Raw genomic sequence first — 24,471 nt, forward strand, 5'->3', positions numbered from 1 at the left:
TCACCGAACCAGGAAGAGAAGCGGAAAGATCACGATCCACAGGAGATCGACCATGTGCCAGAAACAACCGGCGCCTTCGAAGAAGGCGATATGCGACCGGCTCGGCTCCGGTTTTCGGGCGATCACGGCCAACACCAGCAGGACGATCAACCCCACGATGACGTGGGCCAGGTGCAGGCCGGTGAGCACGTAGTAGTACATGAAGAATTCATTGGTCGTCGGTGTGATGTCGGCGGCGACCTTTTCCCGGTACTCGAATGCCTTTATGACCACGAAGCAGGATCCGATGACGATCCCGGCGATGGTGAGCGGCAGAGCCAGCGGGCGTCGCATCGGGCTGCGGAGCGCCTGCAACGCGAACACGATCAACACCGAACTGCATAGCAGGACAAGGGTGTTGACGGCGCCGAGAGTCCTGTTCAGCACGTCTTGTGATTGCGTGAACAGTTCGGTGTTCTCACGTCGCCGCTGCAGATAGACGATGAACAACACGGTGAACACCGTGATGTCACCGAAGATCAGGACCCAGACCCCGGGCTCTCCGGGGATGTGCCCCCGGCTCAAGCGGCTGCGCGCGATCGGCGCTTCCCGGGCACTCAGCCGCTGGCCGGAGGCATCAGCATCGACTGCCATGTCTGCTCCTTTGCGTTCTGCGTCAGGTTGGCCTGCTTGTAGGTCTGTCCGTCGGGTCCGATGTAGACGCCCGTCGTCGGGTCGTATTCCGCGGCCGCGACGGGCGTTGGCCGAGGCGGACCGCTTGGGGGCGGCGGAGGTGTTTCCGGCAGCTGCGGAACGTCCTGGCCGGAGAGGGTGGCATTGGGATCGCCCTTCCAGTTGTTGCCGTCGTTGAGCGGCACGTATTGCTCACCGCTCTCGCACATCCTGACCGTCGGGGCGCGGGTCCCAGGGCGAATCAGGCATGGATAGTTGCGCGCCCCGCGCACGGCGGTGATCGGTGAGTCCTGCGGTATCCGGCAGTAGACGTCCCCGGCGGGCCGGTCCGGAGCGTCCTCGAAGGTCGGCGGGCGCTGTTGTTGTGCGGGCAGGAAGCCGGTGGTGCACGGTTGGGGCAGGTTCAGGTTCAGGTTGAAGTCGAGGTAGATGCCCTTGTAATCCTGCCTCGTGTCCCGGTTGGCCAGGGCAATGGCCTGCATGTTCGCCGTGCCCGCCGGCACCAGCACGAGGAGTTGTTCGAGGGCGGGTTGATAGGTGATCGCCACCTCGTTGACGGCGACCAGGTTGGCCAACAGCACGGGCAGTGTGGGCGCAAGGCGATCGACGAGTTGCCGTGCCTGCGCCGCAGCCGCAGGGCCGTTCTCGAGAAGCCCCGCGACCTGGGAGTCGTGGGATCGCATCTGGTCGGTGACGACGGCCAGGTTCGCGGCCCACGACCGGATGGCATCCGCCGATTCGGCCTGGGAGTCCAGAACCGGCTGGGATCGGTCGATGAGCGCGGTCAGCGGCTCGAGGTTCTTGCGGGCGTCGATCGCCAATGCCGTGGAACCCCTGACGATTCGGGCAATCTCCGGGCCCAATCCGCCTACCGCGGTGTAACTTTCGTCGACCAGAGTCTTCAGGTTGTCCCGCGGGATCGCTTCCAGGCCCCGGTTGGTTGCGTCGAGCAGCGAATTGATGTCCGGGGGTACCTTGGTACGGCTCAGCGGTATCACGTCACCGTCCTTCAACGGTGGCCCCGACCCGTTGCGGGGCAGCAGCGCGACATACTGTTCCCCCACCGCGGACTGGCTGTGCACCTCGGCATCCAGGTCCGATGGGATCGGCACGTCCGAGCGTAGGGAGACCACGGCCCGCACGCCGGTGTCGGTCAGCTGCACGCTTTGCACCCGGCCGACCTCGACGCCGCGGTAAGTGACGTTGCCGGTCGCGTACAACCCCGCGGCTTCGGGCAGTTCGATGGTCACGGTGTAGCGCCCGATGCCCAGCCAGGTCGCAGGCAACCTCATGTACGCGAACATCATCAGCGCGCCGGCCACCACCGCGATGGCGGTGAAGATGGCCAGCTGCATCTTGATCCGTGTCGTCAGATGCATGTCAGGGCCCCTGGTCCCAGCGGTAGGGAGCCACCAGCGGATTGCCGGCCGTGTACGGGCTGGGGAGCTGACCGATGGTGCGGCCCCACTGCAATTCCAGCTCGGTCAGGTCGCCTTCGAAGCGGGTGCCGGTGAACAGCGACGAGTCGATACGGTGCAGCGTCAGGTCGACGATGGCCGTGAGGTTCGCGTAATCGCCACGGACCCAGTTGCTGAGCGTCGACTTGGTCCATGGGAAGACGGACAGAAGGTCCAGCGAACGGGTCAGCGCGGGACCGGCATCGGCAAGCGACCGCAGCACAGGCCCGACATCGTGGAGTTCCCTGACCAGGTTCTCTTTGGTGTGATTGACCGAATCGGCGGTCAACGCACTGAACTTGCCGAACTCATCAAGGGCTTCGGTGAGGGCCTGACGGTTGTCGCTCAACACTCCAAGCGCCTCCGGCAACGTCTGTAACGCCCTGTCCAGCACCGGTTTTTGTGCGGCGAACTGACCCACCAGGCTGTTGAAGCTCTCGGTGGCCGCGATGATGTCTCCGGTCTGGCCGTCGAGGTGCCCGACGAACTCATCGAGCTGTTGGATGAGGCTGCGCAGCTCGTGCTCACGGCCGGCGAATGCCGTCGCGAAGGCCTTCGTGATGTCTTGGATCTGTCCGATCCCTCCGCCGTTGAGCAGCAGCGAGAGTGCCGCCAGGGTCTGCTCGGTCGTCGGGTACGCGCCACCGGCGGACAGCGGGATCACGGATCCCTCCCGCAGCTTTCCACGCGGTGGCGCATCGGTCGGTGGGGTGAGCTCGACATGCAGCGACCCCAGCAGGCTCGTCTGGCCAACGGTCGCGGTCACATTGGCCGGCAGCTCGACATCGCCGTTGAGTTTCATCGTGACGCGCGCATGCCAGCCCTCGCGTTCGATGTCGGTGACCGTACCCACATTGACATCGCCGAGCCGGACGCGTGAATTCTCCTCCAGATAGCCGACATCGGGTAGCTGGGCCGTCACCTCGAACGCGCCCGGACCACCGCCCTCGGTGCCGGGCATCGGCAGCGAATTCAGCCCGCGCCACCCACAGCTGGTGAGTTCGGTGGCCACCAGGATCGTCAATGCGCCTGCGGCGCATCGCTGCCACCATGTGCGTTTCACGATCCGACCTCCGACGGCGCCATGATCCCCGCCAGGCCGGCGGCGGGGTCCGTCGGTGCGGGCGGGACATAGTCGGGCCGGAGCCAGTCCTCGCTGTAGGTGATTTCGTTGGGGCGGGCCTGGGCGCCGACGAACAGGTTCATCCCCAGCGGCGGGAAGTTGTATTGCCGGTTCTTGACGATCGGTGCCAGGTATTGCACGCACAGCTTGGCGGACTGCTCGGCCCCCAGCCGGGAGGCCGCCTGGATCGCCCCGCACAAGAAGGTGATCGGGTTGGCGAAGTTGTTGACGACCAGGGCGCCACTCAGCGACGCCTGGGCGGGCTGAAAGATGTTGAGCAGGTTCTGAAACGCGTTCGGCGCCACATGCAGTGTCTGTTCGATGTCGTCGAGGCTGTCGTGGACGGCTTGCGATATCGACGCCAGTTTGTCGGTGGTGGTGCCCAACGCCTCGCGGTTGTCGGCAACGAAGTCCCGTACATCGGTGACCGCGACGTTGACGTCGCTGATGGCGCGGGCGACCTCTGCGGGATCGTTGGCCAACAGGGCCGTCACCCCGGCGAAGTTGCGGTTCAGTTGGCTGAGCAGGGCGGTGCTGTCCTGCAGCGCCGACACCAAGATCGACAGGTTCTTGACCGTGTCGAACATGTCGTTGCTGTGATCACCCAGCGCGGAGAACACCTGTGACACCTTGATCAAGGTGTCACGGAGCTCGGGGCCCTGCCCGCGCACGTTGTCGGCCGCGGTGTTGATGAATGCCCCCAGGGTGCTGACACCTCCGGGTTCGGTGGGCTGCAAGGTCTTGGTGAGCTCTTCGAGCTGCACCCTCAGGTCGTCCCACTCCACCGGAACAGCGGTGCGCTGCTGCGGAATCACCGCGCCGTCGGTGAGCGCAGGCCCACCGGTGTAGGCGGGGCTCAGCTGGATCGCCCGCGCTGTCACCAGTTGCGGAGACAGGATCGCCGCGGTGACGTCGGCAGGGATCCGGTAACGGTCCTTGACCCAGAACGACACCTTGACACGCTCGGGTTCCGGCTCGATCCGCTCGATCTCACCCACCGGCACTCCCAGCACAAGCACCTCGTCGCCCTCGAAGATGCCGTTGCTGTTCTCGAAGTAGGCGGTGATGTGCGTGCGCGCGGCCTGGGAGGCCGAGCGCGCGGCGACCACGACGCCGGCCACCATGAGCAGGACGAGCGTGAAGGCGGCCATCCTTCTGGCGTTTCGGCTGCCGATCACGGTCCCACCTCCCCGGGCGCGGGTGCGGGTGGCCCCGGCGGCGGCCCGCCAGGCGGTGGGGCCGGTGGCGGCGGGCGATACGGGTAGCGCGGGTCGTCGGGCTTACCCGTGATGGCATCGGGCAGCGTCAGATGCGGCTCGCCGCCCTGCCCAGTTCTCGGATACGGCACCGGTAGCGCCGGGGTGGCCCGCTGGCCGGTCGGCGGATCGATGCGCTCCGAGGGCAGCAGGACGTTCGGGTCAAGGCCCAAGTCCGAGAATGCCGCGTCGATGAAGGGTTGCACGAATTGACCGGGCAGCAGGTTGGCGATGTAGGCCTTGAAGAACGGACCTGACGCGACCGACTCCCCCAGCGACATCGCATATGAGTTGAGCAGCTCGATCGCTTTCTGAATGCGCTCTTTTCGGGTATCGACGATCGCCAGGACACCATTGAGCTTGTCCAGCGCGGGCCGCAGCTCGGTGCGGTTCTCCTCGATGAACCCGGACACCTGGCTCGCGAGGGCCGACAGGTTGTCTGCGATCTGATCCAGTGCGCGGCTTTGTGTTCGCAGCTCGGCCAGCAGCGCGTTGGTGTCGGCGACCAACTGCACCAACTGATCGCTGCGCTCGGCCAGCACCGCCGTCGCCCGGTTGGCGTTGGCCAACAGATTGCGCAATTGCTCATCTCTCCTGTTGAGGGATTCGGAGAACCGGGCGACCCCTTGCACGGCGACCCGGAGATCCGGTGGAGTGTCTGAGAACGTCTGTGCGAGAGTGGCCAACGCATCCGACACCGCGGTGGTGTCCAGATCGCTCACTGTGGTCGCCAAATCACCGAGTGCATCGGGCAATTGGTAGGGCGGCGTAGTGCGTTCTTCCGGAATCGGTCCGGTCAGCTGTTCCTCACCGCGGGGTGTGATCTCGAGAATCTTGGCGCCCAGCAGGCTCTTGGTCTTGATGGCCGCTTCGCTTCGCTCGCCCAGGTGCACGCCCTCGTCGACCTCGAACGAGATCAACACCCTCGCTCCCTCCAGCTCGATGCCCGACACCTCGCCCACCCGCAGACCGGCCACCTGCACCGGCGCACCCGATCGCAGCCCGCCGGCCTCGGCGAAGTACGCCGAATAGCTCTTGTCGTCATCGACGAACGGCAGCTTCTTGTATTGCAGGGCAAGCACAACCAGCGACGTGACGAGCGCGACGCCGACAGCGCCGATGAGCACGGGGTTACGTTCGGAGAAGGATTTCATTTCGGTGCGCACCGCCCGGTGGACTGGCCGGCGACCTTTACATACACCGGCTGGCCGCCCTTGCCGTTGAGCTTGAGCACCGCATCGCACAGATAGAAGGTGAAGAAGTCACCGTAGATACCCAGCCGGTTGAGGACCTGATACGAGTCGGGCAGCGTGTTGAGCAGTTCATCGAAGTACTCGTGGTCGGCGACGACGATGCCCGCAGTGCGATCCGTCTGTTCGACGGCTTCTCGAAACGGTGCCCGGGCCTGACCGAACAGGTCGGCGACCGTGCGGGCCGACTCGTTCGTATACGCCACCGCAGCCGCAATGTCCCCCCTGCGGGAGGCGAGTGCGCCCACCAACTCCGAAAGTGAATCGACGGCCTTGCCGAACTGGGCGGTCTGATCGCCCAGCGACCCCAGCACGGTGTTCAGGTTGTGGATCACCTGGCCGATCAGCTCATCGCGGTCGGCCAGCGTATTGGTCACCGCCGCCGCTTGGTTCAGGAAGGAACCGATGGCCGCACCTTGACCCTGAAACGCCGCGATCAGCTGGCTCGACAGGGCATTGACCTGTTCGGGTTCCAGCGCCCGGAACAGCGGCCGGAAGCCGCCGAGCAAGGTGTCCAGGTCCAGCGCGGGCTCGGTCCGCTCGACCGGAATGGTCTGGCCGGGACCGAGTTTGGTGAGGCCACCGGCTCCCTCTTCCAAAGCCATGTAACGGCCGCCGATCGGGTCCGCCCAGCGGATCACCGCCCTGGTGCCTTCGGTGAGCACGACCGATTCATCGGTGGAGAACTCGACGACGGCGATCGCCTCCCGGTTGATCGAGATGTTCTCGACCTTGCCCACCTCGACCCCGCCGATCCGCACGAAGTCTCCCCGCTCCAACCCGGTCACGTTGGTGAACTCGGCGTTGTAGGTCTCCTCTTTCTCAAATCGCATCTGCGCGAAGATCATCAGCATCAGGAAGCTGCCGACGAGACACACCGCGACGAACACGCCGAAGCCCCATGCGGCGCCCTTGAGGTTGTCTTTCACAGCGGTCTTCCTGATTCGCTCGGGGTCACGGTGACGACGGGGGCACGGCTTCGGATGAGACGTCCGTGGCGGGACGCGGTGGTGGTGCCGGCGGCACCCCTGGCCACAGCGGCGTGCCGTCATCGGCGTACAGGTCAGCCCCGTACGGCGGAGCGCCGGGATAAGGGACCGGGCCGATCGCGGGCCCCGGTATGCACTGGCGGATGCTCGGTGGTTCGGGCACGGCGCGTGTCACCGGGAAGAAGTTGACCCAGCACGGATGACCGATCCCGGGATTCGGCCGGAGGTCTATGCCTGTGCCCCAACCGCTGTTGGTGACCAGGTAGCGGACGGGGAAGTTCTTCGCCACGTCGGGCAGTGACCCACATCCCGGCCTGCCGCCGGGCCCGCCCTTGGCCGCCACGACCGGCAGATGATCCGGATAGCGATACGGATCGTCGCCCAGCAGCAGTCCGGCGTCGACCAACAGCGTGCGCCCGTTGCCGCCCAGCGCCGACCTTCCGCCGTTGTCCAGATAATTCTTGGCGCCGACCAACATGCAGGTGTATACGGGGTTGTACTTCATCAACAGGTCCGTCGTGGGCTCCAGTCCGTTGATCCCCGCTACCAAGTTCTCCTGGTTGGGGGCGATCAGCTTGATGCCGCTTCTGGAGAAGCCGGTCACGTTCAGCAGCAACGCATCCAGGTCAGAGGCGTGGTCGACGAGCGTGGCGCTGGTGGTCGAAGCGTTGTCGAGGGTGGTCAGGATGTCCTGTGCCGCCGAGGCATAGGCGTCGCTGAAGTCCTTGAACGAGCGCCAATCCCGCGCGACGGTGGTCATCCTGGGGTTGACGGCCAGCAGCACCTGATTGGCATCCGTTGTCGCCTGTCCGATTCGTTCGCCCTGCCCGCGGACTCCGTCGGCGATCGCGGTGAGCGTCGCGTTCAACTTCGTCACGTCGACCTGGTCCAGGATGGCCGACAGGTTCTGAAAGACGGTGTTGACCTCCGTGGCGACATTGCGTGACCGCAGCACCGCACCGGAGGAAAGGCGTTGCGGGCTAGGGTGCTCCGGATAGACGAGATCCACATATTTGGCGCCGAACGCGGTGGTGGCTCGGATCTGCGCCTCGACGTTCGCCGGAATGAAGCGGGCCTGATCGGGGAAGATGTGGAGCCTCAGGCTCACCGGTTGGGTGCCGCCGTCGATGGCGGCGACCCTGCCCACCTCCACGCCGCGCATCTTCACTTGGGCGCCAGATTCCATCACCAGGCCGGAACGGTCGGAGGTGAGTGTCACCGGGACGTAGGAGCGCAGCGTCCCTGAGAACAGCATCGAACAGACGACCACGATCGCCGCGATGACCGCGAAAAGGATGACCGCCCACCAGAACGGGTGTATCCGGGACCGTTGTCGTCGTGTTGTCATGGCGTGTTATGCAGCGAGGTGGAAGTTGCCGTTTTGGCCGTATATGGCCAGGGACAGGAACAGCACCACGAATACGGCGCTGATCAGTGAGGTCCGAACCGCACGACCGACGGCGTCGCCGACTCCAGCGGGGCCGCCCGCCGCGGTGAATCCGTAGTAGGTGTGGATCAGCATGATGACGATGGAGATCGAAATCGCTTGGAAGAACGACCAGACGAGGTCCGTCGGGTTCAGGAACGTGTTGAAGTAGTGGTCGTAGACGCCGGTGGACTGTCCATAGACCGCGGTGGTGCCGAACCGGGCAGCCAGAAATCCCGTCATCATTGCCACGCAGTACAGCGGGACCACCACGATGACACCCGCCATGACCCGGCTCGAGGCCAGGTAGGCGACCGACCGCACCCCCATCACCTCCAGCGCATCGATCTCTTCGTTGATGCGCATGGCGCCCAGTTGGGCCGTGGCGCCGGCGCCGATGGTGGCGGCCAGACCGATACCGGCGACCACCGGTGCGATCACCCGGACGTTGAAATACGCGGCGGCGAACCCGGTGAGTGCCTCGACCCCGACGTCGGCGAACTGGTTGTAGCCCTGGATGGCGATCAACGCGCCCACCGACATGGTCAAGAACCCGACAATGACGGTGGTGCCGCCGATGACTGCCAGCGCGCCTGCGCCCATGCTCATTTGGGCGATCAGCCGGACGATCTCGGTCTTGTAATGGACGAAGGCGTCGCCGGTGGCTTTGATGGTTTGCGCGTAGAACTGGGCTTGCAGCCCGATGCGGGTCATGCCGACAAACCAGCCCCGGGCGAGGCGTTGTAGCCGCGGATACGGTGCGCGCGCAACCGTCATAGCGTCGCCTGAACGCCGACCGCGGTCACAGCGATGTTGATCGCGAACAGTGCAATGAAGGTATAGACGACGGTTTCGTTCACGGCGTTGCCGACGCCGGCGGGCCCGCCGCCCACGGAGATGCCTTTGTAGCAGGCGATCAAGCCCGCGCTCAGACCGAACAAGGCGGCCTTGATCATCGATATCACCACGTCTGTGGCCGAGGCGATCAAGGTCATGCCTGCCACGAACGAACCCGGTGTCACGTGCTGCACAAACACCGCGAACCCAAAGCTGCCCGCGAGACCGACCAACGAGACCACGGAGCCGAGGAGGGTCGCCACCAGCGTGGCGGCCAGCACCCGTGGCACCACGAGCGCCTGAATCGGGTTGATTCCCATGACGCGTAAGGCGTCGAGTTCGTCCCTGATGGTGCGCGCCCCCAGGTCTGCGCAGATGGCGGTGGCCCCGGCTCCGGCGACGACGAGAACGGTGACCACCGGGCCGATCTGGGTGACGGTCGCCCATGCAGCGCCGGTGCCCGAGAAATCCGCAGCGCCGAACTCCACGAGCAGGATGTTGAACGTGAAGACCGCGAGGACGGCGAACGGGATCGCCAACATCATCGTCGGCAACACCGACACCCGCGCGACGAACCACGACTGAAGCAGGAACTCACGCCAGGCGAACGGCTTGCGGGGAATCAGCACCAACGTGTCCATTGCCATCCCGAAGAAGCCGCCGAGCGCTCGCAACGGCTTGGCGAGTGGCGACGGCGACAACGGCGCCCGCGTCGGCGGCAGGTGGGGTTCGGTATCGCCTGCGGGACCGCGGGTGGTGCCGGCGGCCGTCAGCCCCTCTGGCGCACGGGAGGGCGGATCTTCGACTCGCACGGGAGGCGCGCCGGTGGAGTCCTCGGCGCTGAGTCCACGTACCAGATCCACACCTGCCTCCTCGCGTCGTAGCCTTTGCCAGCCACGCGGCGCAACTGTCCAATCGTCACACTCAACTGTTTGCTCAGCCGAGTGTCCGGCCCGTGGAACGCCGACCAATACAAACAGTTAAACATATATTTCTTATGGCTGTCTACCCGGCCCCGCGCATTGCGTCGGCAAACAATTTGCGCCGCCGTCAGCCGCGACGGGTACGCCCGGGAGCCGCCCTGATTTCACAGTGCTGGGCCGGAATGTCCCCGATTTTCGTTGCGCGGGAGTCTCTGAGCACAGCTATCTGGACAGCAGTGAGGTTGGGTCGGGGACCGGGGCAATACCGCGGCACGGAGGATGGGCTGGCCTCGGTCACGGCGTCGTAGTGGGCGGCAGACAGACTTTGCCAGTTGTCGCCAGTTGTCGTTGTCCTTGGCGCACGGAACGTTCAGGGAACGACACGCACTCGCATGCCGTCGAAGTTCGCTCCGGAATGCTCGGCGTCGCACAGGGCGGCACCGATCAAGTTTGCGCTGGCAGGTCGGCGCCGGTCAGGTCGGCCTCGCGGAGACCCCGGCCGGTGACGCCCGCTCCGCGCCTGCCCACTGCCGGTACGTGTCGACGATGTCGGCCCCCTCGCCCTGAGGCACAGGTACATAGACCATCCGGGCCGCGAGCTCCAATCCCCGGTCGACGGCGGCATGCACTTGCCGTTTCCGCTGATCCGCGCCGGCGCAGGTGGCTTCGACGGCCGCCCAGACCCGGCTGTTCCCCGCCGAGACCGGGCACACCGCGATCATCAGCGACCAGGCGTCGGTCATCACGACGACGGTCGCACCGGCGTGCACCTCGACGTCTACCGGTGCGCGCTCGGCGAACTCGTGATGCACGACGATGCGAGAGTCCGTGCGCGCCGTGACGTCTGACCGCGCCGGCCGTGCCTGAAGGAAAGCCCCGAGGGTGACCGGATCGACGAGATGCTCGACGATCAGCCGTGGGTCCGCGGCGACGTCGGTTCGGAGCACGAAATCGGTACCCGACAGCGGCAACTCGGGGGCGGGCAGGCCGGGTGCCGTCGTGTCTGCGTCACCCGGATGCCAGAGGTAGATGAGCCCGGCCCGCTCAGCCACCGACCAGATCCCGAGTCGGCGGCCCTTGTAGGGACGCCGATCGTAGGGCACGTCGGTGTTGGTTCCCTGGGGCGACCACGTCCAACCGTGGTAGAAGCACCGGACGTCTTCGCCGCACACCCGTCCGCCGTAGCCCAGGTGGTGGCCGAGATGGGCGCAGTACGCGTCAAGGGCGTGCGGTTCGCCGGACTCGCCGCGCCACAGCACCACCTCGTCGGAGTGCACCCGGATCGGCATCACCGCACCGTGCCCCAGCTCATCGGCCACCGCGACCGGCAACCAGCCATACACGGAGCCGTCGCGGATGCTCATGCCACCGCTCCTAACCATTCGCGCACCGAATCGGCGACTTGGCGCTCCTCGTCGCTGAGGACCAGCACGGGAACGCGCCGGATCAGGCCGGTGAGCTCGACCTGGCGTGCGATACAGCCGGACCAGTCGAGACCGTCGTCGCCACGACCGGCCCTACACGCACGGATCGCCACGCGATGCTCGTCGAGCGGGGTCACCGCGAACAGGACGCCCGCACCCGACGTCGTCTGGATCCACATCAGCCCAGGGCTCGTGGCGCGAACATCGAGCTTCTGTGCGGGCGCACCGCCGGAATCCGGATCCGACACCTGACAGCGCATATGGAGATCGCCGGGGGCTGTCGACACGACCTGGGGCATCGAGACGGTCACTCCTCCAAGGAGGTACCCCAGACTGTGTGCATCGCAAAGGTTTTCCAATGCGATCTGAACAGACCCCTCCCCTACCCAGGTCGGTTCGTCGGCGACGGGTGTCCACTGTTGCCCGCCATCGCCCAACGCGGGGGCCATGCTCTCGGTGGCACCGATGCCCACCAGAATCAGGCCGGCCTGTTCAGAAACCGGATAGCGCCGCAGGGGGCGAAGATCTCCGGCGGTGCCGTCGGAATCCCCTGGCGGCCAGATCTTCCCGTCGATACACGAACGCAGGCTGTCCCCGACGACCTCGGCTTCGGTCAACGGCAGGCCTCGGTCCGGCGTCACGGCGTCGGCGACGTGGGCCCGACCCCCTTGTCCGCGGTACACGACGAGGTTTCGCTCGCCGACACGTACCTGCTCGATGGTTCCCGGGGAAATGCGATCGGACCATTGCACGGCCCACCACCCCGTCGAGCACCTCTGCCGCGTCATGTTCAGCTCACCCTCCGTCGCGGCGCCACGCATCCGTGCATGCGCGCATCCCACAGACCGTCAAGGGTCGCCATATCCGCGGTCCGCAACGTATCGCGTAGTTTGTATTTCTCGACCCTGCCCACGGGATTACGAGGCAGGTCAGGCAGTATCCACACGTAGCGCGGCACCGCGAAATACGGCATGTTCGCCGCACAGTGGTGGAAAAACGCTTCGCAGTCGAACGTTTCATCACCTTTCACGGTGACGCAGGCGACCACCTCATCCTCGGTGACCTCGCTGGGAGCGGCGATCACCGCGACGTCGGCTACCGGCTCGTACTGCCTGGCGACCTGCTCGACCTCGAACGACGAGATGTTCTCGCCACGTCGCCGCAAGTAGTCCTTCTTGCGGTCGACGAAGTAGAAGTAGCCGTCATCGTCGAACTTTCCGAGGTCTCCCGTGTGCATCCAGCCGTTGCGCCAAACGCTCGCTGTCGCCTCAGGATTACGGTAGTAGCCCTCGAACATGACATGCGGTGCGTTCGGTCTGACCACCACTTCACCGACCTCGCCCACCGGAACCTCTGCGTCGTGTTCGTCGAACAGCTTGACGGTGAACAGTGGGTTCGGCTTGCCTGACGAGCCGGGCAACGCCGGGGCGCTGGCTGGGGCGATCGTCAACGGATAGGCCTCCGACTGCGCGTACAGCTGCAAGACCGTAAGGCCGAAGCGCTTCTCGAACGCCCGATGCACGGCGGGTGGCATCGGCGCGATCGTGGCCACCTGCACCGGGTTCTCCGCGTCATCCTCCTGCTCGGGCCGATTCCACAGCATCGTCGACATCGCACCGAGGAGCACGGTTTGGTCGGCCGCGAAATGGTGTACCCGCGACCAGAACTTGTTCGGTGAGAACCTGTTGTCCAGTGCGCCGGTGGCCGTTGCGGTCAATGGTCCCAGCACCACCAGGCTGATCGCCGCCAGATGAAACAGCGGGAAGGCGGCGTAGACGGTGGAGTCGGCGGTCGCGCCACGGAGGTCGAACACCTGTTTCGCCGACGCGCACAGATAGTTCTGGCTCATGGCCACGCCCTTGGACGGGCCGGTCGTTCCCGCCGTGAAGATGACCGCGGACACAGAGTCCCCGCGGGGATCGGGACCCGCAGGCAACTGTGTCGCCGGCGCGTACACCTCGGCCACCGGGTGTATGGAAACGCCCCGAATCTCGGGACCGGCGGCTGGCGGCGACGTTCCACCCGGCCGGGCGATGACGTGCGCCAAATCCGGCAATTTCGATGCCACGCATCCGATCTCATCGATCAGCGCAGCATCGGTCAGTACCACGCGGGCTTCCGCGGTGGCCAGCTGATGGCGCAGGAACTCACCGGTGTAGTCGACGTTGATCGGCGTGTACACCGCGCCCAGGAAGGCGCAACCGAACATCGTCGCCAGCAGGTCAGTGGAATTGTGTGCGAAGACGCCGACCGCATCACCTGGACGGATGCCCAACGAGTGCAGCCCGACGGCGGCCGAGACACCACGGTGATAGAGCTCCGAATACGTCAACGCCTCGTCGTCGATATGGAGCGCGATCTTGTCGGGAGCCTTTTCGGCACCTGTAGAAAGCACCGACCGCATCGTCGTCAGCTCGGGTGCACTCCACCGCGTCATCGGCCGATCTCCTCGGCATCGGGCCACCCCGACCCGACCAACCCGTACGGGCGCGAGTCGAGGTCGCCGCCGTCGAGGCTGGTGTAGATGTGTTTGATCTGGGTGTATTCGAGCATTCCCTCGAGCCCGTACTCCCTGCCGAACCCGCTGCGCTTGTAGCCTCCGAACGGTTGCGGTGCAAGCACTCCGTAATCGTTGATCCACACGGTGCCCGCCTGAACCAGCCTCGCCACCTCCCGCGCCTGAACCATGGGTCCCCAGACGGCGGCCCCGAGGCCGTAGTCAGTACCGTTGGCCAGCGCTACGGCCTCCTCGACGGTGGAATAGCGCAGCACCGCGAGCACCGGGCCGAACACTTCTTCCCGCGCGATCTCCATCTCCGGCCGGATGTCAGCGAGAACCGTTGGCAGGTAGTAGAAGCCGTCGGCATCGACCTCGGCGCGCCGGCCCCCGACCACGACTTTGGCGCCCTGCTCGACCGCCCGCTGCACCATGCCGTCGACCCGGTCGAGCTGCTGATCGGAGATCAGCGGCCCGACATCGGTCGCGTAGTCCTCGGCGGGGCCCAGCACCAACGCCTCAGTGCGTTCCCGCAGGAGTTCGAGAGCATCCGCATAACTGGTGTCGGGGACCAGAAACCGGGTCGTTGCCACGCACGCCTGTCCGGCGTGCATGAACGCGGCGAACAGCGCGGCGCGGGCGGCGAGTTCGACATCGCCGCCGGGCAACAGGATGCTGGGTGATTTCCCGCCCAGCTCGAGCGTCAACCGCTTCACGGTCGGCGCAGCCGAGGCCATCACCCTGCTGCCGACGGCGGTGCTGCCGGTGAACGTGACATGGTCGACGTCAGGATGCTCGACCAGTGCCTCACCGGCCACGACGTCGCCGTGTACCAGGTTGATCACGCCGTGCGGAACCCCCGCTGATTCGCAGGCACGGATGAACTCGATGCTCGCCAGCGGGGTCAGCGGCGAGGACTTGATCACCACCGAGTTACCCATCAAGATCGGCGGCACCGACTTCCAAATGGTCATGAACAGCGGGAAATTGAACGGGACGAATCCGGCACACACGCCGACCGGTTCTCGGCGCACTTCGCTCTGACCGACGCTTGGAGCGCTGGTGATCGGTGTGGCGCGAACGTCATCGATGAGCCCGGCCCACTCAGCCATCTCCCGGATCATCCCGATCGGAGTCGCGGTCTGCATCATCCCCGACAACCGAACCGGGCAGCCCGCCTCCTTCGGGATGATCTCATCGAAGAGGCTCATGCGCTGCTCGAGTTCGACGGCAAGCCGCACGATCACCGCACGCCGTTCCTCGGCGGGAAGGTGGCGCCAGGTGCCCTCGTCGAAGGCCTGCCGCGCGGCTCGGACGGCGCTGTCGACGACTGCGGCAGTGCTGTCTGGGACACGTGCGATGGCGACGTCGTGCGAGGGATCGGTGACGGTGATCCACCGGTCGGATCCGCCGTCGACCCACTCGCCGTCGATGTAGTTCAGTTCTGTTGGGACAGCCATGTGGTTGCTTTCAATCCAGCTCAGTCGAGGGGGATCTGGCTCATTTTTTCGATTACGTACTTGAAGGCGTTCATGTTCTTCAGCAGCGTGGCCATCTTTCCCTTGACCTTCAGCTGTCCCCGGGTCAGCGCCACGGTCGGGTCGATGGTGTTCGTCAGTACGCCCCGCCATACGTCGGCGGATCCGGCGATGACGAAATCGGCCTCGATCTCACCGCGCGAATCCAGCTCGTGCACGTCGGTGACACGGCCGGATTCGAAGCGTGTGTAGAACGCCTTGTCGACCGGCTCGCCGTAGTCGAACACCATCGAGTAGGAGATCTTGGTGCCGCGCTTGTTGATCCATTCGTCGTCGTCGTTGAGGACCTTTCCCATCTCCTCGTAGACCTCGACCGTTCCGAACTTCGCCATCGGGGGTTTCCTTCCTTGACGGGTATCAAATCGACTTCAGGCGACCAGTGAATATCCACCGTCTACGACAACAATTTGTCCTGTGACACAGTTGAAGTCAGGACCGGCGAGGGCGGCGATCACCCGGGCGATGTCGCTGGGACGGGCCAATCGGCGGTTGAGTGGCGTGCGTTTCGCGGTCGCGGCGAGGAACTGCACGACGTCTGGGGCATCGGGTCGATGGGCGGGATCATCGATGAGACACGGTGACACCGCGTTGACGCGTATACCGGAGCGACCGAACTCGACCGCAAGGTAGCGGACGGTCGATTCGAGCGCCGCCTTGGCCGGCCCGAGCGCTCCGTAGTAACCCGCGTACCTCTCGGCGCCGAGGCTGCTCACGGCCACGATCGATCCGTGCGATTCCGCCAGATGCCTTCTTGCGGCGATCGCCACCCGGCGAAACCCGTGGGTCACCACGTCGAAGCATCGCTCGACGTCAGCGTCGCTCACGTCGGAGAGTCGGCCCAGCACCAACGGCACCGCCGTCACCACGATCGTGTCAAGCCCGCCCAGCGCGTCGGCGGCCTCGTCGACCATACGTGCACCGTCACAGGCGATGTCGCCCTGCACCAGAACGCTGCGCACCTGCGGCCCGAGTTCGCCGGCGACCTCTTTGGCCTCGCGGTGCCCGGTGTGGAACGTGAGCGCGAGATCATGTCCCCGAGACGCCAGTTCCAGAGCGGTTGCCTTCCCGACACCCCGGCTGCCACCGATGATCAACGTGCGCGGCCGCATTGTCACCGACATTCCAGGTGCATCTCGGTGACACCGCGTACGGCCGAGAGATGGTGGACGACAGATGTCCCGGGCTTGATCCCGAACTCCGGGAAGCGCTCGAGCCACTGCTGAATTGCGATTCTCAGCTCGGCGCGCGCCAGGAAGGCGCCGAGGCAGCGGTGTGGCCCTGCGCCGAATGCGATGTGGCGGTTCGGGGAACGTTGGAAGTCGATGGACATCGGGTTCTCGAACTCGTCGGCGTCGCGGCAGGACGAGCCCATCAGCAGGAGTACCCGATCATCCTTTTTCATCTGCACGCCGCGGATCTCAACGTCGCGGGTGAGGCGTCGCCCGGGCAGTACCGGGGCGAACCACCGCAGCAGCTCCTCGACCGCCGTTTCGATGCGCTCCGGATGCTCGATCAACTCCCTGCGATAGCCCGGGTTCTTGGCGAGGAACTCGATACTCAACCCCAAGACGCCCTGCACGGTGTCGAGCCCCGCCAGCAGCACGATGAAGATGAAGTCCAGGATCTCGAACTGGGTCAGCGGGCGCTCACCGCCGAACGAGGCGGAGCGCAGCCAGTCGATGAAGTCGGCATCGTCACCTGACTTGGGGGGGCCGAGCTCCTCTCGCCGGTCGAGTTCCTCGGCGAAGTAGCCGACCAGCTCGTAGCCGGTCTCCTCCTTGATCCGCAGTGACTCCTCGGGATCCGGGGAGGGCTCGCGCATCAGCTTTTCCGTCCACTCCAGGAACTTCGGCGCGTCCGCAATCGGCCACCCCATCATGTCCAGGAAGATCCGGGTGGGAAGAACGTGCGCGAACTCGGCCACGAATTCGCATTCGCCGCGTTCGGCGATCTTGTCGATGAGCTCGTTGGTGTGCTGCAGGATCTTTTCTTCGAGCGGGCGCAACCGGGCGACCGTGAACAGGGGTTGCAGGATCTTGCGATATTTGGCGTGGTCGGGCCCGTCGGTCTCCACCGGGATGACGGGGCGTTCACTTCCAATACCGTTGGGCGGTATCGGGTTCGGATACGATGAGAAGAGTTCGGTGTCCTGGTAGGCGCGGAGCACGTCGTCGTACTTCGAGAGCATCCAGAAGCCGCCATACTGTTCGCTGTGCGCGACCGGACACTTCTCCCGCATCCGGTCGAAGACCGGATTGGCGTCTTCTTGGTACTCGGGGCAACCGTAATGGAATTGCGAGATTTCGGGGTCGTCGGCACCGACATCGACGTAGGTCACAGCTCCTCCTCCAGATTGATGGCGCGCTCTGGGCAGTTCTCCTCGGCTCGTCGAGCCGCTGCGATGTCCGAGGGAGTCGGGTCAAGGACAACGGAGTAGCCGTCGTCGTCGATGTCGAAGATGGCCGGAGCATGGATCAGGCAGACGGCGTGCCCGGCACAGCGTGTCCGATCCACGCTGACCCGCACCCGCCGATCGCTTCGCTGCGCCGAATCCGCGGACATCAGTTCAGGCTCGTCATTCCGGCGTCGATGGGCATCGTGATTCCCGTGACGTAACGGCCTTCGTCGGACACCAAGAACAGCACCGCGCGGCTGACGTCGACGTCTTCGATGGCAAAGACGGGCAGCGAGTTCACCATGTGTTCGGCGATGTCGGGGTTGGCTTCGATGAACTCGGGGAAGAAGTCGTTGGTGATCATCGGGGTCGCCACCCCGGTGGGGTGCACGGTGTTGACCCGAATGTTGTGCTTGCCCAGGGCGTTCGCGTAGGCCTTCATCAGCCCGACCACACCGAATTTCGCGGCGAAGTAGCCGTCGGTGCCGCCGCCCATGTCGGTCGGTTGCGCACGCAGGCCCGCGGCCGAACTGGTGATCACGATGGCGCCGCCGCGTTCTCCGGAGATGAGGTGAGGCACGGTGACCTGCAGCGTGTTCCACACCCCGGTGAGCATGATGTCGACCGAGTCCCGAAACGCCTCACGAGAGTTGTCGAAGGGGGGCAGCCCGTGCGCCATGATCCCGGCGTTGGCCAACACGATGTCCAGTCGTCCGAGCTCGCGCACGCCGTCGTCCACGGCCGACTTGAGCGCGTCGAAATCCCGGACGTCGGCGACCGTGGCGATGATCCGTCGCCCGGTGTCCTCGACCAGCTTCACCGTCTCGGCGAGGTCGTCGGGAGTCGCCATCGGGTAGTTGACGGTGGGCAGCTGACGGCACAGGTCGATGCCGATGATGTCGGCGCCCTCCTCCGCCAGTGCCACCGCATGCGAACGGCCCTGGCCTCGGGCAACGCCGGTGATGAAGGCCACTTTGCCGTCGAGTTTGCCCATCTTCGTTCCTCATCGAGAGGGTCCCGCGGACCGCGCGAAATAGTTTAAACAGCTATACGATTAGCAAAATACATTCCGGTGTCATCCGTGTCCAGACCCAATCGGGCATCAGTCCCGAGATAAGTCCCGAGCCACCCGCCGCGCCTGTCATCGCCGGAATGCGCTCAACCCACCGTGGCGGGCGTCTGCGTCTCCGTCTGAGCCGGGTCCGGGTAGAACTGCTTCGCCCACTTCCTGAACGCGATGTACTGGCGCTCCTGACTGCGGAACCCCGGACGCTCCAGATACGCCTGGTTCTCCCAGATCGTGCGGTCGACGTTGGGGCCCAGCACTTCCGCGTGCTGGGCCTTGATCAAGGCCATCGCCACCTTGTCGGGGACGTCACCGGTGTCCCCCGGCGCGCGTTGGACCCACGCCGACAGGCGCACGTCCATACGTTCGCGGTCGATCGGCGTCGGACACAGGATGTGAATGAACTTGCGCAAGCTGTGCATTCGCGTACGCATCACCCCGAAGCCGTAAGCCTTGTTGCCGAACTCCGCGTCGACCGGGCCCCGCGGGCTGCTGAACTGCCCCCGGTATCCGACCACCAGCACCGGGCCGTCGTCGTCCCACTGCGTGATCGTCGGAATGTCCAGCCAGCGATGCGCGTAGTGCACGTGGACCACATCGGCGATGTTCTCTGCCATGATCTGCGGTTGGCACGCCATCGGATCCAGCACGGCACCATGCGGCCAGGCCGGATAGAAATCCGGGGACACCGCCTCGGGCTCGACCTCGATCTCCCAGGCCGGCGGCCGACCCAGCTCGTCGTACCACAGCAGGACCAGGCCCATCACCTCACGGGTTTCGTAGACGCGTAACACGTTGTCCCCTTCGATGCGGGTGCCGTCGGGCGTCAGCGCTGATCCGTCGGGCTGCCACAACCATCCGTCGACCACGCATTCGAGCGCTTCTCCGACCACCCGGCTGGCGCGGCCGAGATCGACGCCACGGCGCTTCTCGCGGGCATCCATCGCATGGACTCGGCCCGACGCGCCGCGCCACACCACCAGGTCACGGCACCAGTAATGGCGTGCGACGACGTCGCCGACGGCGATTTCGGGTGACCAGGCAACCTGAAACCAACCGGTCGGGAAGACGGTTTGGGTCCATCCGGCGATCGCGCCCTGTCTCATCTGCACCACCTCATGGATTTGCGGACATCGTGGCCCGTCCGGCTCGACGACTGCCGTCGCTTCTCGAGAACGTCGTCAGCGTACGCTCATCAAAGGCAAATCATCAATCTAATTCAGTGGATTCACCACCGCCGCCCATGTCGCCCGGCGGCCGGCTGTTGACAGGACCACGGTCCATACTTTCAAATCAGATAAATATTTTAGGAATCGGCCTTCGATCGAGGTGATGAGTGGTGCCGGAAAGCGGGCGGTGGCCGTGACGTGTGCGGTCGTGGGCATCGGTCGCACCGAGTTCAGCCGCAACTCGGGCCGGACTCCGCAGGCCATGGCGGTTGAAGCCTGCCGATCCGCGATAGCGGACGCGGGCCTGACGGTTGCCGACGTCGACGGGTGGGCCTCATATCAGTTCAACGACTCTGCGATGTCCGGTGACGTCGCCTGGGCGGCCGGACGGGATGAGATCGAGTGGGCGCCGACCCTGCTCGGCGGCGGAGACATGGCCGCGCAGGTGGTGATGGATGCCGTCGCGGCGATCGAGTCCCGACGTTGCCGCGCAGTGGTGGTTTTCCGCTCGCTCAACGGCCGTTCGGGATACCGGTTCGGCACCATGTCGGCACCGATGGAGGTGGGCGGTAAGGCGCAATTCGACGCGCCCGCCGCCTATCTCGTGCCTCCGCAATACCTCGCAACCTGGGCGCGGCGATACCAGGCCGAGTACCACAGCACCGAGGAGGACCTGGCCCAGGTCGCGGTCACCCAGCGGCGGCATGCGCAGCGCAATCCCCATGCGGCCCTACGGACTCCGCTGACAGTAGACGACTACCTGAGCAGTCGGTGGATCTGCGAGCCGTTCCGGGTCAACGATTGCGCCTACGAGGTCGACGGGGCGGTGGCGATCCTGATCACCTCTGCGGCAGTGGCGGCCGACACCGCGCACCGCCCGGTCTACTACCGCGGGGGCGCGGGTTCGATCAGCGGCTCGGGGTGGTTGGCCTGGCCCGACATGACCGAGATGTACTCCCGGTGGGCGGGCCCGCGGCTGTGGGCGCGAACCGGGTTCACACCGGCCGATATCGACGTCGCCCTGATGTACGACTGCTTCACCTACACCGTGCTGGCCACGCTCGAAGACTATGGGTTCTGCGGCAAAGGCGAAGCCGGAGCGTATCTGGCGGCCGGACGCGGCACCTACGGCGGTGACGTCGTGGTCAACCCGCACGGTGGCCTCCTGTCGGAGGGGTACCTGCACGGAATGAACCATCACTTCGAGGCCGTGGCCCAGCTGCGAGGGGACGCCGGAGAGCGCCAGGTCGACGCTGCCGGCGTTGCGCTGGTCACCGCGGGGGCCGGGCCGTTCGGCGGCGCGGTCATCTACGGAACCGAAGCGCCATGATCCAAGACGCCTGGCCACGGCCCCTTCCCGATGCGGAGACCGAGGGTTACTGGAACGCCATCTCGGCGGGTCACCTAGCGATATGCCGCTGCCTGCGGTGCCGGACGTTCGTACATCCGCCGCTGGAACGGTGTCGAATGTGTGCCGGGCCCGTCGAGTTCACCGAGGTTTCCGGCGCGGGCACCTTGTACAGCTGGATCACGGTGAATCGTCAGTCGGTTCCCGGCCCGGCCGTGCCGTACCAGGTGGGCATCGTCGAACTCGACGTCCAGCCCGGCGTTCGGCTGGCCGGCATCATCTGCGATGAGGGCCACCACCCGTTGGAGATGGGGATGGTCGTCGACGTCGAGGTGCGACGGGTTCCCGGTGGCAGTCTCGTGGCGCCGGCGATCGTCCCGAGGTCGTAGGACCCCTACAGAATGTCGAGCACTCTCGACCGGCCCAGGCTGCCCAGCGCGTACAGCGCACCGTCGGCGAGGTGACGGCGCCAAAGGCCTTCTGCGCCACTGACATCCCCAGCCTCGATCATGTCGATGAGCAGACCGTGAACCTCCATGGTGACGTCACCGAAATGCTGCCACTCGGGGTCTTGGCCGTCTGTGCGTGCGCGCGAGGAGTAATCCTTGTCGATGATCTGGTTGACGATCTGATGCAGCAGGATCAACGTCTCGTTGCCGCTGAGCTCTACCAGGTCGGCGTGAAATGCCACGTGGACGGCCACCTGCCGGTCCGGATCCGTGCCAGCCTCCTCGGCCTCCTTGATCCGCCGGCGCAGGCGCTCGATGTCAGCCTGGGTATGGGTGCGGGCCAGCCCGGCGGCGCACGGAACCTCGAGAACGGCGCGCACATCGTATACGTCAGCGGCCGGAGTTCCCTTGTACTGCAACAAGAGACCGGCGTATCGCGCCGCCACCTCGGCCGTCGGGGGTTGGACACGGGCGCCGCCGTGTACGCCGCGCTGAACCACGAGGAGGCCTTCGGCCTCCAGCACCCGGAAGGCCTCCCGAAGCGTTGGCCGCGATACGCCGAACTCGGTCATCAACGTGGACTCCGGCGGAAGCATCGCGCCGGCGGGCAGCTCGCCGCGGACGATCTGCTCCTTGATCGCGTTGGCCACGAGCTCGGCCATCTTCGGGAGGCGGACACGACGGTTGGCGGCGGATGGTTGGGCTTGTCCGTCGTCTGTTGCGGCGCGAGTCACTACATCCTCCGTACCTGCCCGGCCGCCCGTCGGCATCAGACATTTCATAGCGATTATTTAGCTATATCATGCCACATCAGGTCGTCGGCGCCGCTACCTGCGGCTCCGGCGTCGCGAAAATGATGCGAACGATCAGCTCGACGACTGCGGCCGGCTTGTCGGAGCCCTCGATTTCGACCGTATGGCGCACGGTGAGGTCGGCGGTGCCCTCCGCGGCCGTGGCGACATCGAGAAGATGGGACCGGGCCCGGATTCGGCTGCCTGCGACGACCGGCGCCAGGAAGCGCACCTTGTTCATGCCGTAGTTGATGCCCATCTTGCGGTTCGTGACGACGTAGTTCTCCTTGCACAGTGCGGGAATCAAGGCAAGGGTGAGAAAGCCGTGGGCAATCGTTGTGCCGTAAGGACTTTCGGCTTGTGCTCGGCGAGCATCCACATGGATCCACTGTTCGTCCTCGGTCACGGCGGCGAATTCGTCGATGCGCTGCTGTGTCACTTCCTTCCACGAGCTCACGCCCAGTTCCTGGCCGATCGATGCCACGGCGTCTTCTATGGAACTGATCACCTTCACGCCTGATCCCTTTCGCGGTCGCAAAATTCCGGCGAGGTGGCCTTCGCGCACCCACTGCGAGATAAATCATATATATAGTTATATGCTTAGCCGGGCTGCTGAACGGTGGCCCTTGTCTCTGACCGTCGCCGAGGAGCAAGTGGGATGACCGTGCCGTCATCAACCGAACGCCGCGAGCTGGCGAACGCGGTCCGCTCGGCATGCGAGCGGTTGGCGTCGGAAGAACGAGTTCGCGAAGTGGCCTTCGAGCTCGATGGGCGCGCACGTGGCTTCGACACCACGCTGTGGAAGGTGTTGTGCGATCAGATCGGTGTGGCGACGATCGCGCTTCCGGAGGCATGCGGCGGGTCCGGCTACGGCGTGACAGCGCTCGGAATCGTCGCACACGAGCTGGGTCGGGTGCTCGCACCGGTCCCTCTGGTCGCCTCGGCGGTCCTCGCAAGCGGTCTCCTGCTGGACGCGGGCGCATCCGCCGACCTGCTGACCGGACTTTCCGACGGTTCGCGCACGGCCGCGGCCGTCCTGGCCGGCGACGGCGGCCTCTGGGCCACGGCTGCCGTTGCACTGCGGGCCGAGCGTACCGGTGACACCTGGGCGGTCACCGGGTCGGCGCGCCACGTACTCAACGGGGTTGCCGCCGACATGCTCGTCGTGGCCGCGAGAGCGGAGGGCGAGCTCAAGCTGTTCTTGATCGAAACCGCGGCGCCGGGAGTGGCGATCGAGGTAGAGCGCGTTCTCGATGCGACGCGTCCGATGGCCGGAATCAGCCTGGATCAAGCGCCCGCCGGGCTTCTGCACCCCCGTGGCCGGGTCGAGGGGCTCATCGAACGCCACGTCCGGCGCGCGCTGGCGGTGCTGTCGGCGGAACAGGTCGGTGCCTGTGAGCGCATCCTCGAGATTGCCACGGATTACGCGTGCACCCGCGAACAGTTCGGACGGCCGATCGGCAGTTTCCAAGCGGTCAAGCACCGGTGCGCCGACATGCTCGTGAGCCTCGAGTGGGCACGCTCGGCGTCTCAATCGGCGTTACGGGCACTCGACGACGACACCCCGGAGGCCAATTGGTTGCCGTCACTGGCCAAGGCGGTGTGCTCGGAAGCCCTGCGTGATGCCGCTCATTCGAATCTTCAGATCCACGGTGGTATCGGCTACACATGGGAGAGCTCGGCCGGGCTCTACCTGAAACGGGCCAGGACCGATGAAGTGCTCTTCGGTCGCCCTGCCCAGCATTGGGATCTGTTGGGGGCCGAGGTCATTGGGGCCAGTACGCGGGTGTAGCGGCGGCACAGGAACCGAAGCTTGCCCGACCGGCGAACGGCAAGCTAAGCTTAAATAGCTAAATATTTA

The 24,471-nt window shown here is 65.4% G+C and carries 24 protein-coding genes and 1 pseudogene; 4 read left to right on the forward strand and 21 right to left on the reverse strand.

Annotated features, from left to right (window positions below; translation table 11 throughout):
• The 19 genes from G6N28_RS24145 to G6N28_RS24235 all read right to left on the reverse strand — a co-directional run bounded on the left by G6N28_RS24145 (position 1) and on the right by G6N28_RS24235 (position 19,959).
• Positions 1–633 (reverse strand): cytochrome c oxidase subunit 3, encoded by a 633-nt coding sequence (locus G6N28_RS24145; protein WP_163904765.1) that lies wholly within the window; start codon positions 631–633, stop codon positions 1–3.
• Positions 597–2,051: an MCE family protein gene (locus G6N28_RS24150; RefSeq protein WP_163904778.1), complete on the reverse strand. Its 1,455-nt coding sequence runs from the start codon at positions 2,049–2,051 to the stop codon at positions 597–599. Before G6N28_RS24150 ends, G6N28_RS24145 begins: the two co-directional genes overlap by 37 nt.
• Position 2,052: 1 nt before the next feature.
• A complete protein-coding gene (locus G6N28_RS24155) occupies positions 2,053–3,192 on the reverse strand; it encodes an MCE family protein (RefSeq protein WP_163904780.1) in 1,140 nt (379 codons plus the stop codon).
• Positions 3,189–4,403: an MCE family protein gene (locus G6N28_RS24160; RefSeq protein WP_163906587.1), complete on the reverse strand. Its 1,215-nt coding sequence runs from the start codon at positions 4,401–4,403 to the stop codon at positions 3,189–3,191. Before G6N28_RS24160 ends, G6N28_RS24155 begins: the two co-directional genes overlap by 4 nt.
• 23 nt (positions 4,404–4,426) lie before the next feature.
• Positions 4,427–5,662: a virulence factor Mce family protein gene (locus tag G6N28_RS24165; RefSeq protein ID WP_163904782.1), complete on the reverse strand. Its 1,236-nt coding sequence runs from the start codon at positions 5,660–5,662 to the stop codon at positions 4,427–4,429.
• Positions 5,659–6,687 carry an MCE family protein gene (locus G6N28_RS24170; protein WP_235674680.1) on the reverse strand — a complete coding sequence of 343 codons (1,029 nt, stop codon included), beginning with the start codon at positions 6,685–6,687 and terminating at the stop codon, positions 5,659–5,661. The genes G6N28_RS24165 and G6N28_RS24170 overlap by 4 nt, the downstream gene beginning before the upstream one ends.
• Positions 6,688–6,712: 25 nt before the next feature.
• Positions 6,713–8,095 (reverse strand): MCE family protein, encoded by a 1,383-nt coding sequence (locus G6N28_RS24175; protein WP_163904786.1) that lies wholly within the window; start codon positions 8,093–8,095, stop codon positions 6,713–6,715.
• A 6-nt stretch (positions 8,096–8,101) separates the two neighbouring features.
• Positions 8,102–8,950: an ABC transporter permease gene (locus G6N28_RS24180; RefSeq protein WP_163904788.1), complete on the reverse strand. Its 849-nt coding sequence runs from the start codon at positions 8,948–8,950 to the stop codon at positions 8,102–8,104.
• Positions 8,947–9,657: an MlaE family ABC transporter permease gene (locus G6N28_RS24185; RefSeq protein ID WP_163906588.1), complete on the reverse strand. Its 711-nt coding sequence runs from the start codon at positions 9,655–9,657 to the stop codon at positions 8,947–8,949. Before G6N28_RS24185 ends, G6N28_RS24180 begins: the two co-directional genes overlap by 4 nt.
• 749 nt (positions 9,658–10,406) lie before the next feature.
• Positions 10,407–11,297 (reverse strand): Rieske 2Fe-2S domain-containing protein, encoded by an 891-nt coding sequence (locus G6N28_RS24190; RefSeq protein WP_163904791.1) that lies wholly within the window; start codon positions 11,295–11,297, stop codon positions 10,407–10,409.
• Positions 11,294–12,145 (reverse strand): hypothetical protein, encoded by an 852-nt coding sequence (locus tag G6N28_RS24195; RefSeq protein WP_163904793.1) that lies wholly within the window; start codon positions 12,143–12,145, stop codon positions 11,294–11,296. Before G6N28_RS24195 ends, G6N28_RS24190 begins: the two co-directional genes overlap by 4 nt.
• Positions 12,146–12,147: 2 nt before the next feature.
• Positions 12,148–13,794 carry an AMP-binding protein gene (locus G6N28_RS24200; protein WP_163904795.1) on the reverse strand — a complete coding sequence of 549 codons (1,647 nt, stop codon included), beginning with the start codon at positions 13,792–13,794 and terminating at the stop codon, positions 12,148–12,150.
• Complete coding sequence (locus G6N28_RS24205; protein ID WP_163904797.1) at positions 13,791–15,314, reverse strand: aldehyde dehydrogenase family protein; 1,524 nt, start codon at positions 15,312–15,314, stop codon at positions 13,791–13,793. The genes G6N28_RS24200 and G6N28_RS24205 overlap by 4 nt, the downstream gene beginning before the upstream one ends.
• A gap of 20 nt (positions 15,315–15,334) precedes the next feature.
• On the reverse strand, positions 15,335–15,724 hold the full coding sequence (locus tag G6N28_RS24210) for an SCP2 sterol-binding domain-containing protein (RefSeq protein ID WP_163904799.1): 390 nt from the start codon (positions 15,722–15,724) through the stop codon (positions 15,335–15,337).
• 36 nt (positions 15,725–15,760) lie between these two features.
• Positions 15,761–16,513: an SDR family oxidoreductase gene (locus G6N28_RS24215; RefSeq protein WP_163904801.1), complete on the reverse strand. Its 753-nt coding sequence runs from the start codon at positions 16,511–16,513 to the stop codon at positions 15,761–15,763.
• Positions 16,504–17,730, reverse strand: a complete 1,227-nt coding sequence (locus G6N28_RS24220) for a cytochrome P450 (protein ID WP_163904803.1) — start codon at positions 17,728–17,730, stop codon at positions 16,504–16,506. The genes G6N28_RS24215 and G6N28_RS24220 overlap by 10 nt, the downstream gene beginning before the upstream one ends.
• Positions 17,727–17,954, reverse strand: coding sequence for a ferredoxin (locus tag G6N28_RS24225; protein ID WP_276001722.1), 228 nt, complete (start codon positions 17,952–17,954; stop codon positions 17,727–17,729). Before G6N28_RS24225 ends, G6N28_RS24220 begins: the two co-directional genes overlap by 4 nt.
• Positions 17,954–18,781, reverse strand: a complete 828-nt coding sequence (locus G6N28_RS24230; protein ID WP_163904805.1) for a mycofactocin-coupled SDR family oxidoreductase — start codon at positions 18,779–18,781, stop codon at positions 17,954–17,956. Before G6N28_RS24230 ends, G6N28_RS24225 begins: the two co-directional genes overlap by 1 nt.
• A 164-nt stretch (positions 18,782–18,945) precedes the next feature.
• Positions 18,946–19,959: a Rieske 2Fe-2S domain-containing protein gene (locus tag G6N28_RS24235; protein WP_163904807.1), complete on the reverse strand. Its 1,014-nt coding sequence runs from the start codon at positions 19,957–19,959 to the stop codon at positions 18,946–18,948.
• Between the two features lie 226 nt (positions 19,960–20,185).
• Between G6N28_RS24235 and G6N28_RS24240 the strand changes: the two genes are divergently transcribed.
• From G6N28_RS24240 to G6N28_RS24245, 3 genes and pseudogenes are all read left to right on the forward strand, one after another.
• On the forward strand, positions 20,186–21,352 hold the full coding sequence (locus G6N28_RS24240; RefSeq protein WP_235674681.1) for a thiolase C-terminal domain-containing protein: 1,167 nt from the start codon (positions 20,186–20,188) through the stop codon (positions 21,350–21,352).
• Positions 21,349–21,489 (forward strand): annotated as a pseudogene (locus tag G6N28_RS27485) (hypothetical protein); the annotation flags it as partial. The gene G6N28_RS24240 and the pseudogene G6N28_RS27485, both read left to right, overlap by 4 nt.
• On the forward strand, positions 21,490–21,759 hold the full coding sequence (locus tag G6N28_RS24245) for a Zn-ribbon domain-containing OB-fold protein (protein ID WP_163904809.1): 270 nt from the start codon (positions 21,490–21,492) through the stop codon (positions 21,757–21,759).
• Positions 21,760–21,764: 5 nt separating this feature from the next.
• Here the strand turns inward: G6N28_RS24245 and G6N28_RS24250 are convergent, their stop codons facing one another.
• Entirely contained in the window at positions 21,765–22,481 is a 717-nt protein-coding gene (locus G6N28_RS24250) for a FadR/GntR family transcriptional regulator (RefSeq protein WP_163904811.1), read from the reverse strand.
• 148 nt (positions 22,482–22,629) lie between these two features.
• A complete protein-coding gene (locus G6N28_RS24255) occupies positions 22,630–23,124 on the reverse strand; it encodes a MaoC family dehydratase (protein ID WP_163904813.1) in 495 nt (164 codons plus the stop codon).
• Positions 23,125–23,268: 144 nt separating this feature from the next.
• Here G6N28_RS24255 and G6N28_RS24260 point away from each other — a divergent pair, with 144 nt between their 5' ends.
• Complete coding sequence (locus G6N28_RS24260; RefSeq protein WP_163904815.1) at positions 23,269–24,402, forward strand: acyl-CoA dehydrogenase family protein; 1,134 nt, start codon at positions 23,269–23,271, stop codon at positions 24,400–24,402.
• Positions 24,403–24,471 lie beyond the last annotated feature (69 nt).

The organism is Mycolicibacterium pulveris (assembly GCF_010725725.1).
Lineage (GTDB): Bacteria > Actinomycetota > Actinomycetes > Mycobacteriales > Mycobacteriaceae > Mycobacterium > Mycobacterium pulveris.

What these genes read in the sequence shown, in the direction of transcription:
- G6N28_RS24145 (WP_163904765.1), bottom strand. Translation starts at nt 633, where the DNA reads ATGGCAGTCGATGCTGATGCCTCCGGCCAGCGGCTGAGTGCCCGGGAA.
- G6N28_RS24150 (WP_163904778.1), bottom strand. Translation starts at nt 2,051, where the DNA reads ATGCATCTGACGACACGGATCAAGATGCAGCTGGCCATCTTCACCGCC.
- G6N28_RS24160 (WP_163906587.1), bottom strand. Translation starts at nt 4,403, where the DNA reads ATGGCCGCCTTCACGCTCGTCCTGCTCATGGTGGCCGGCGTCGTGGTC.
- G6N28_RS24165 (WP_163904782.1), bottom strand. Translation starts at nt 5,662, where the DNA reads ATGAAATCCTTCTCCGAACGTAACCCCGTGCTCATCGGCGCTGTCGGC.
- G6N28_RS24175 (WP_163904786.1), bottom strand. Translation starts at nt 8,095, where the DNA reads ATGACAACACGACGACAACGGTCCCGGATACACCCGTTCTGGTGGGCG.
- G6N28_RS24180 (WP_163904788.1), bottom strand. Translation starts at nt 8,950, where the DNA reads ATGACGGTTGCGCGCGCACCGTATCCGCGGCTACAACGCCTCGCCCGG.
- G6N28_RS24185 (WP_163906588.1), bottom strand. Translation starts at nt 9,657, where the DNA reads ATGGCAATGGACACGTTGGTGCTGATTCCCCGCAAGCCGTTCGCCTGG.
- G6N28_RS24190 (WP_163904791.1), bottom strand. Translation starts at nt 11,297, where the DNA reads ATGAGCATCCGCGACGGCTCCGTGTATGGCTGGTTGCCGGTCGCGGTG.
- G6N28_RS24195 (WP_163904793.1), bottom strand. Translation starts at nt 12,145, where the DNA reads ATGACGCGGCAGAGGTGCTCGACGGGGTGGTGGGCCGTGCAATGGTCC.
- G6N28_RS24200 (WP_163904795.1), bottom strand. Translation starts at nt 13,794, where the DNA reads ATGACGCGGTGGAGTGCACCCGAGCTGACGACGATGCGGTCGGTGCTT.
- G6N28_RS24205 (WP_163904797.1), bottom strand. Translation starts at nt 15,314, where the DNA reads ATGGCTGTCCCAACAGAACTGAACTACATCGACGGCGAGTGGGTCGAC.
- G6N28_RS24210 (WP_163904799.1), bottom strand. Translation starts at nt 15,724, where the DNA reads ATGGCGAAGTTCGGAACGGTCGAGGTCTACGAGGAGATGGGAAAGGTC.
- G6N28_RS24215 (WP_163904801.1), bottom strand. Translation starts at nt 16,513, where the DNA reads ATGTCGGTGACAATGCGGCCGCGCACGTTGATCATCGGTGGCAGCCGG.
- G6N28_RS24225 (WP_276001722.1), bottom strand. Translation starts at nt 17,954, where the DNA reads ATGTCCGCGGATTCGGCGCAGCGAAGCGATCGGCGGGTGCGGGTCAGC.
- G6N28_RS24230 (WP_163904805.1), bottom strand. Translation starts at nt 18,781, where the DNA reads ATGGGCAAACTCGACGGCAAAGTGGCCTTCATCACCGGCGTTGCCCGA.
- G6N28_RS24235 (WP_163904807.1), bottom strand. Translation starts at nt 19,959, where the DNA reads ATGAGACAGGGCGCGATCGCCGGATGGACCCAAACCGTCTTCCCGACC.
- G6N28_RS24240 (WP_235674681.1), top strand. Translation starts at nt 20,186, where the DNA reads ATGAGTGGTGCCGGAAAGCGGGCGGTGGCCGTGACGTGTGCGGTCGTG.
- G6N28_RS24245 (WP_163904809.1), top strand. Translation starts at nt 21,490, where the DNA reads ATGTGTGCCGGGCCCGTCGAGTTCACCGAGGTTTCCGGCGCGGGCACC.
- G6N28_RS24250 (WP_163904811.1), bottom strand. Translation starts at nt 22,481, where the DNA reads ATGGCCGAGCTCGTGGCCAACGCGATCAAGGAGCAGATCGTCCGCGGC.
- G6N28_RS24260 (WP_163904815.1), top strand. Translation starts at nt 23,269, where the DNA reads ATGACCGTGCCGTCATCAACCGAACGCCGCGAGCTGGCGAACGCGGTC.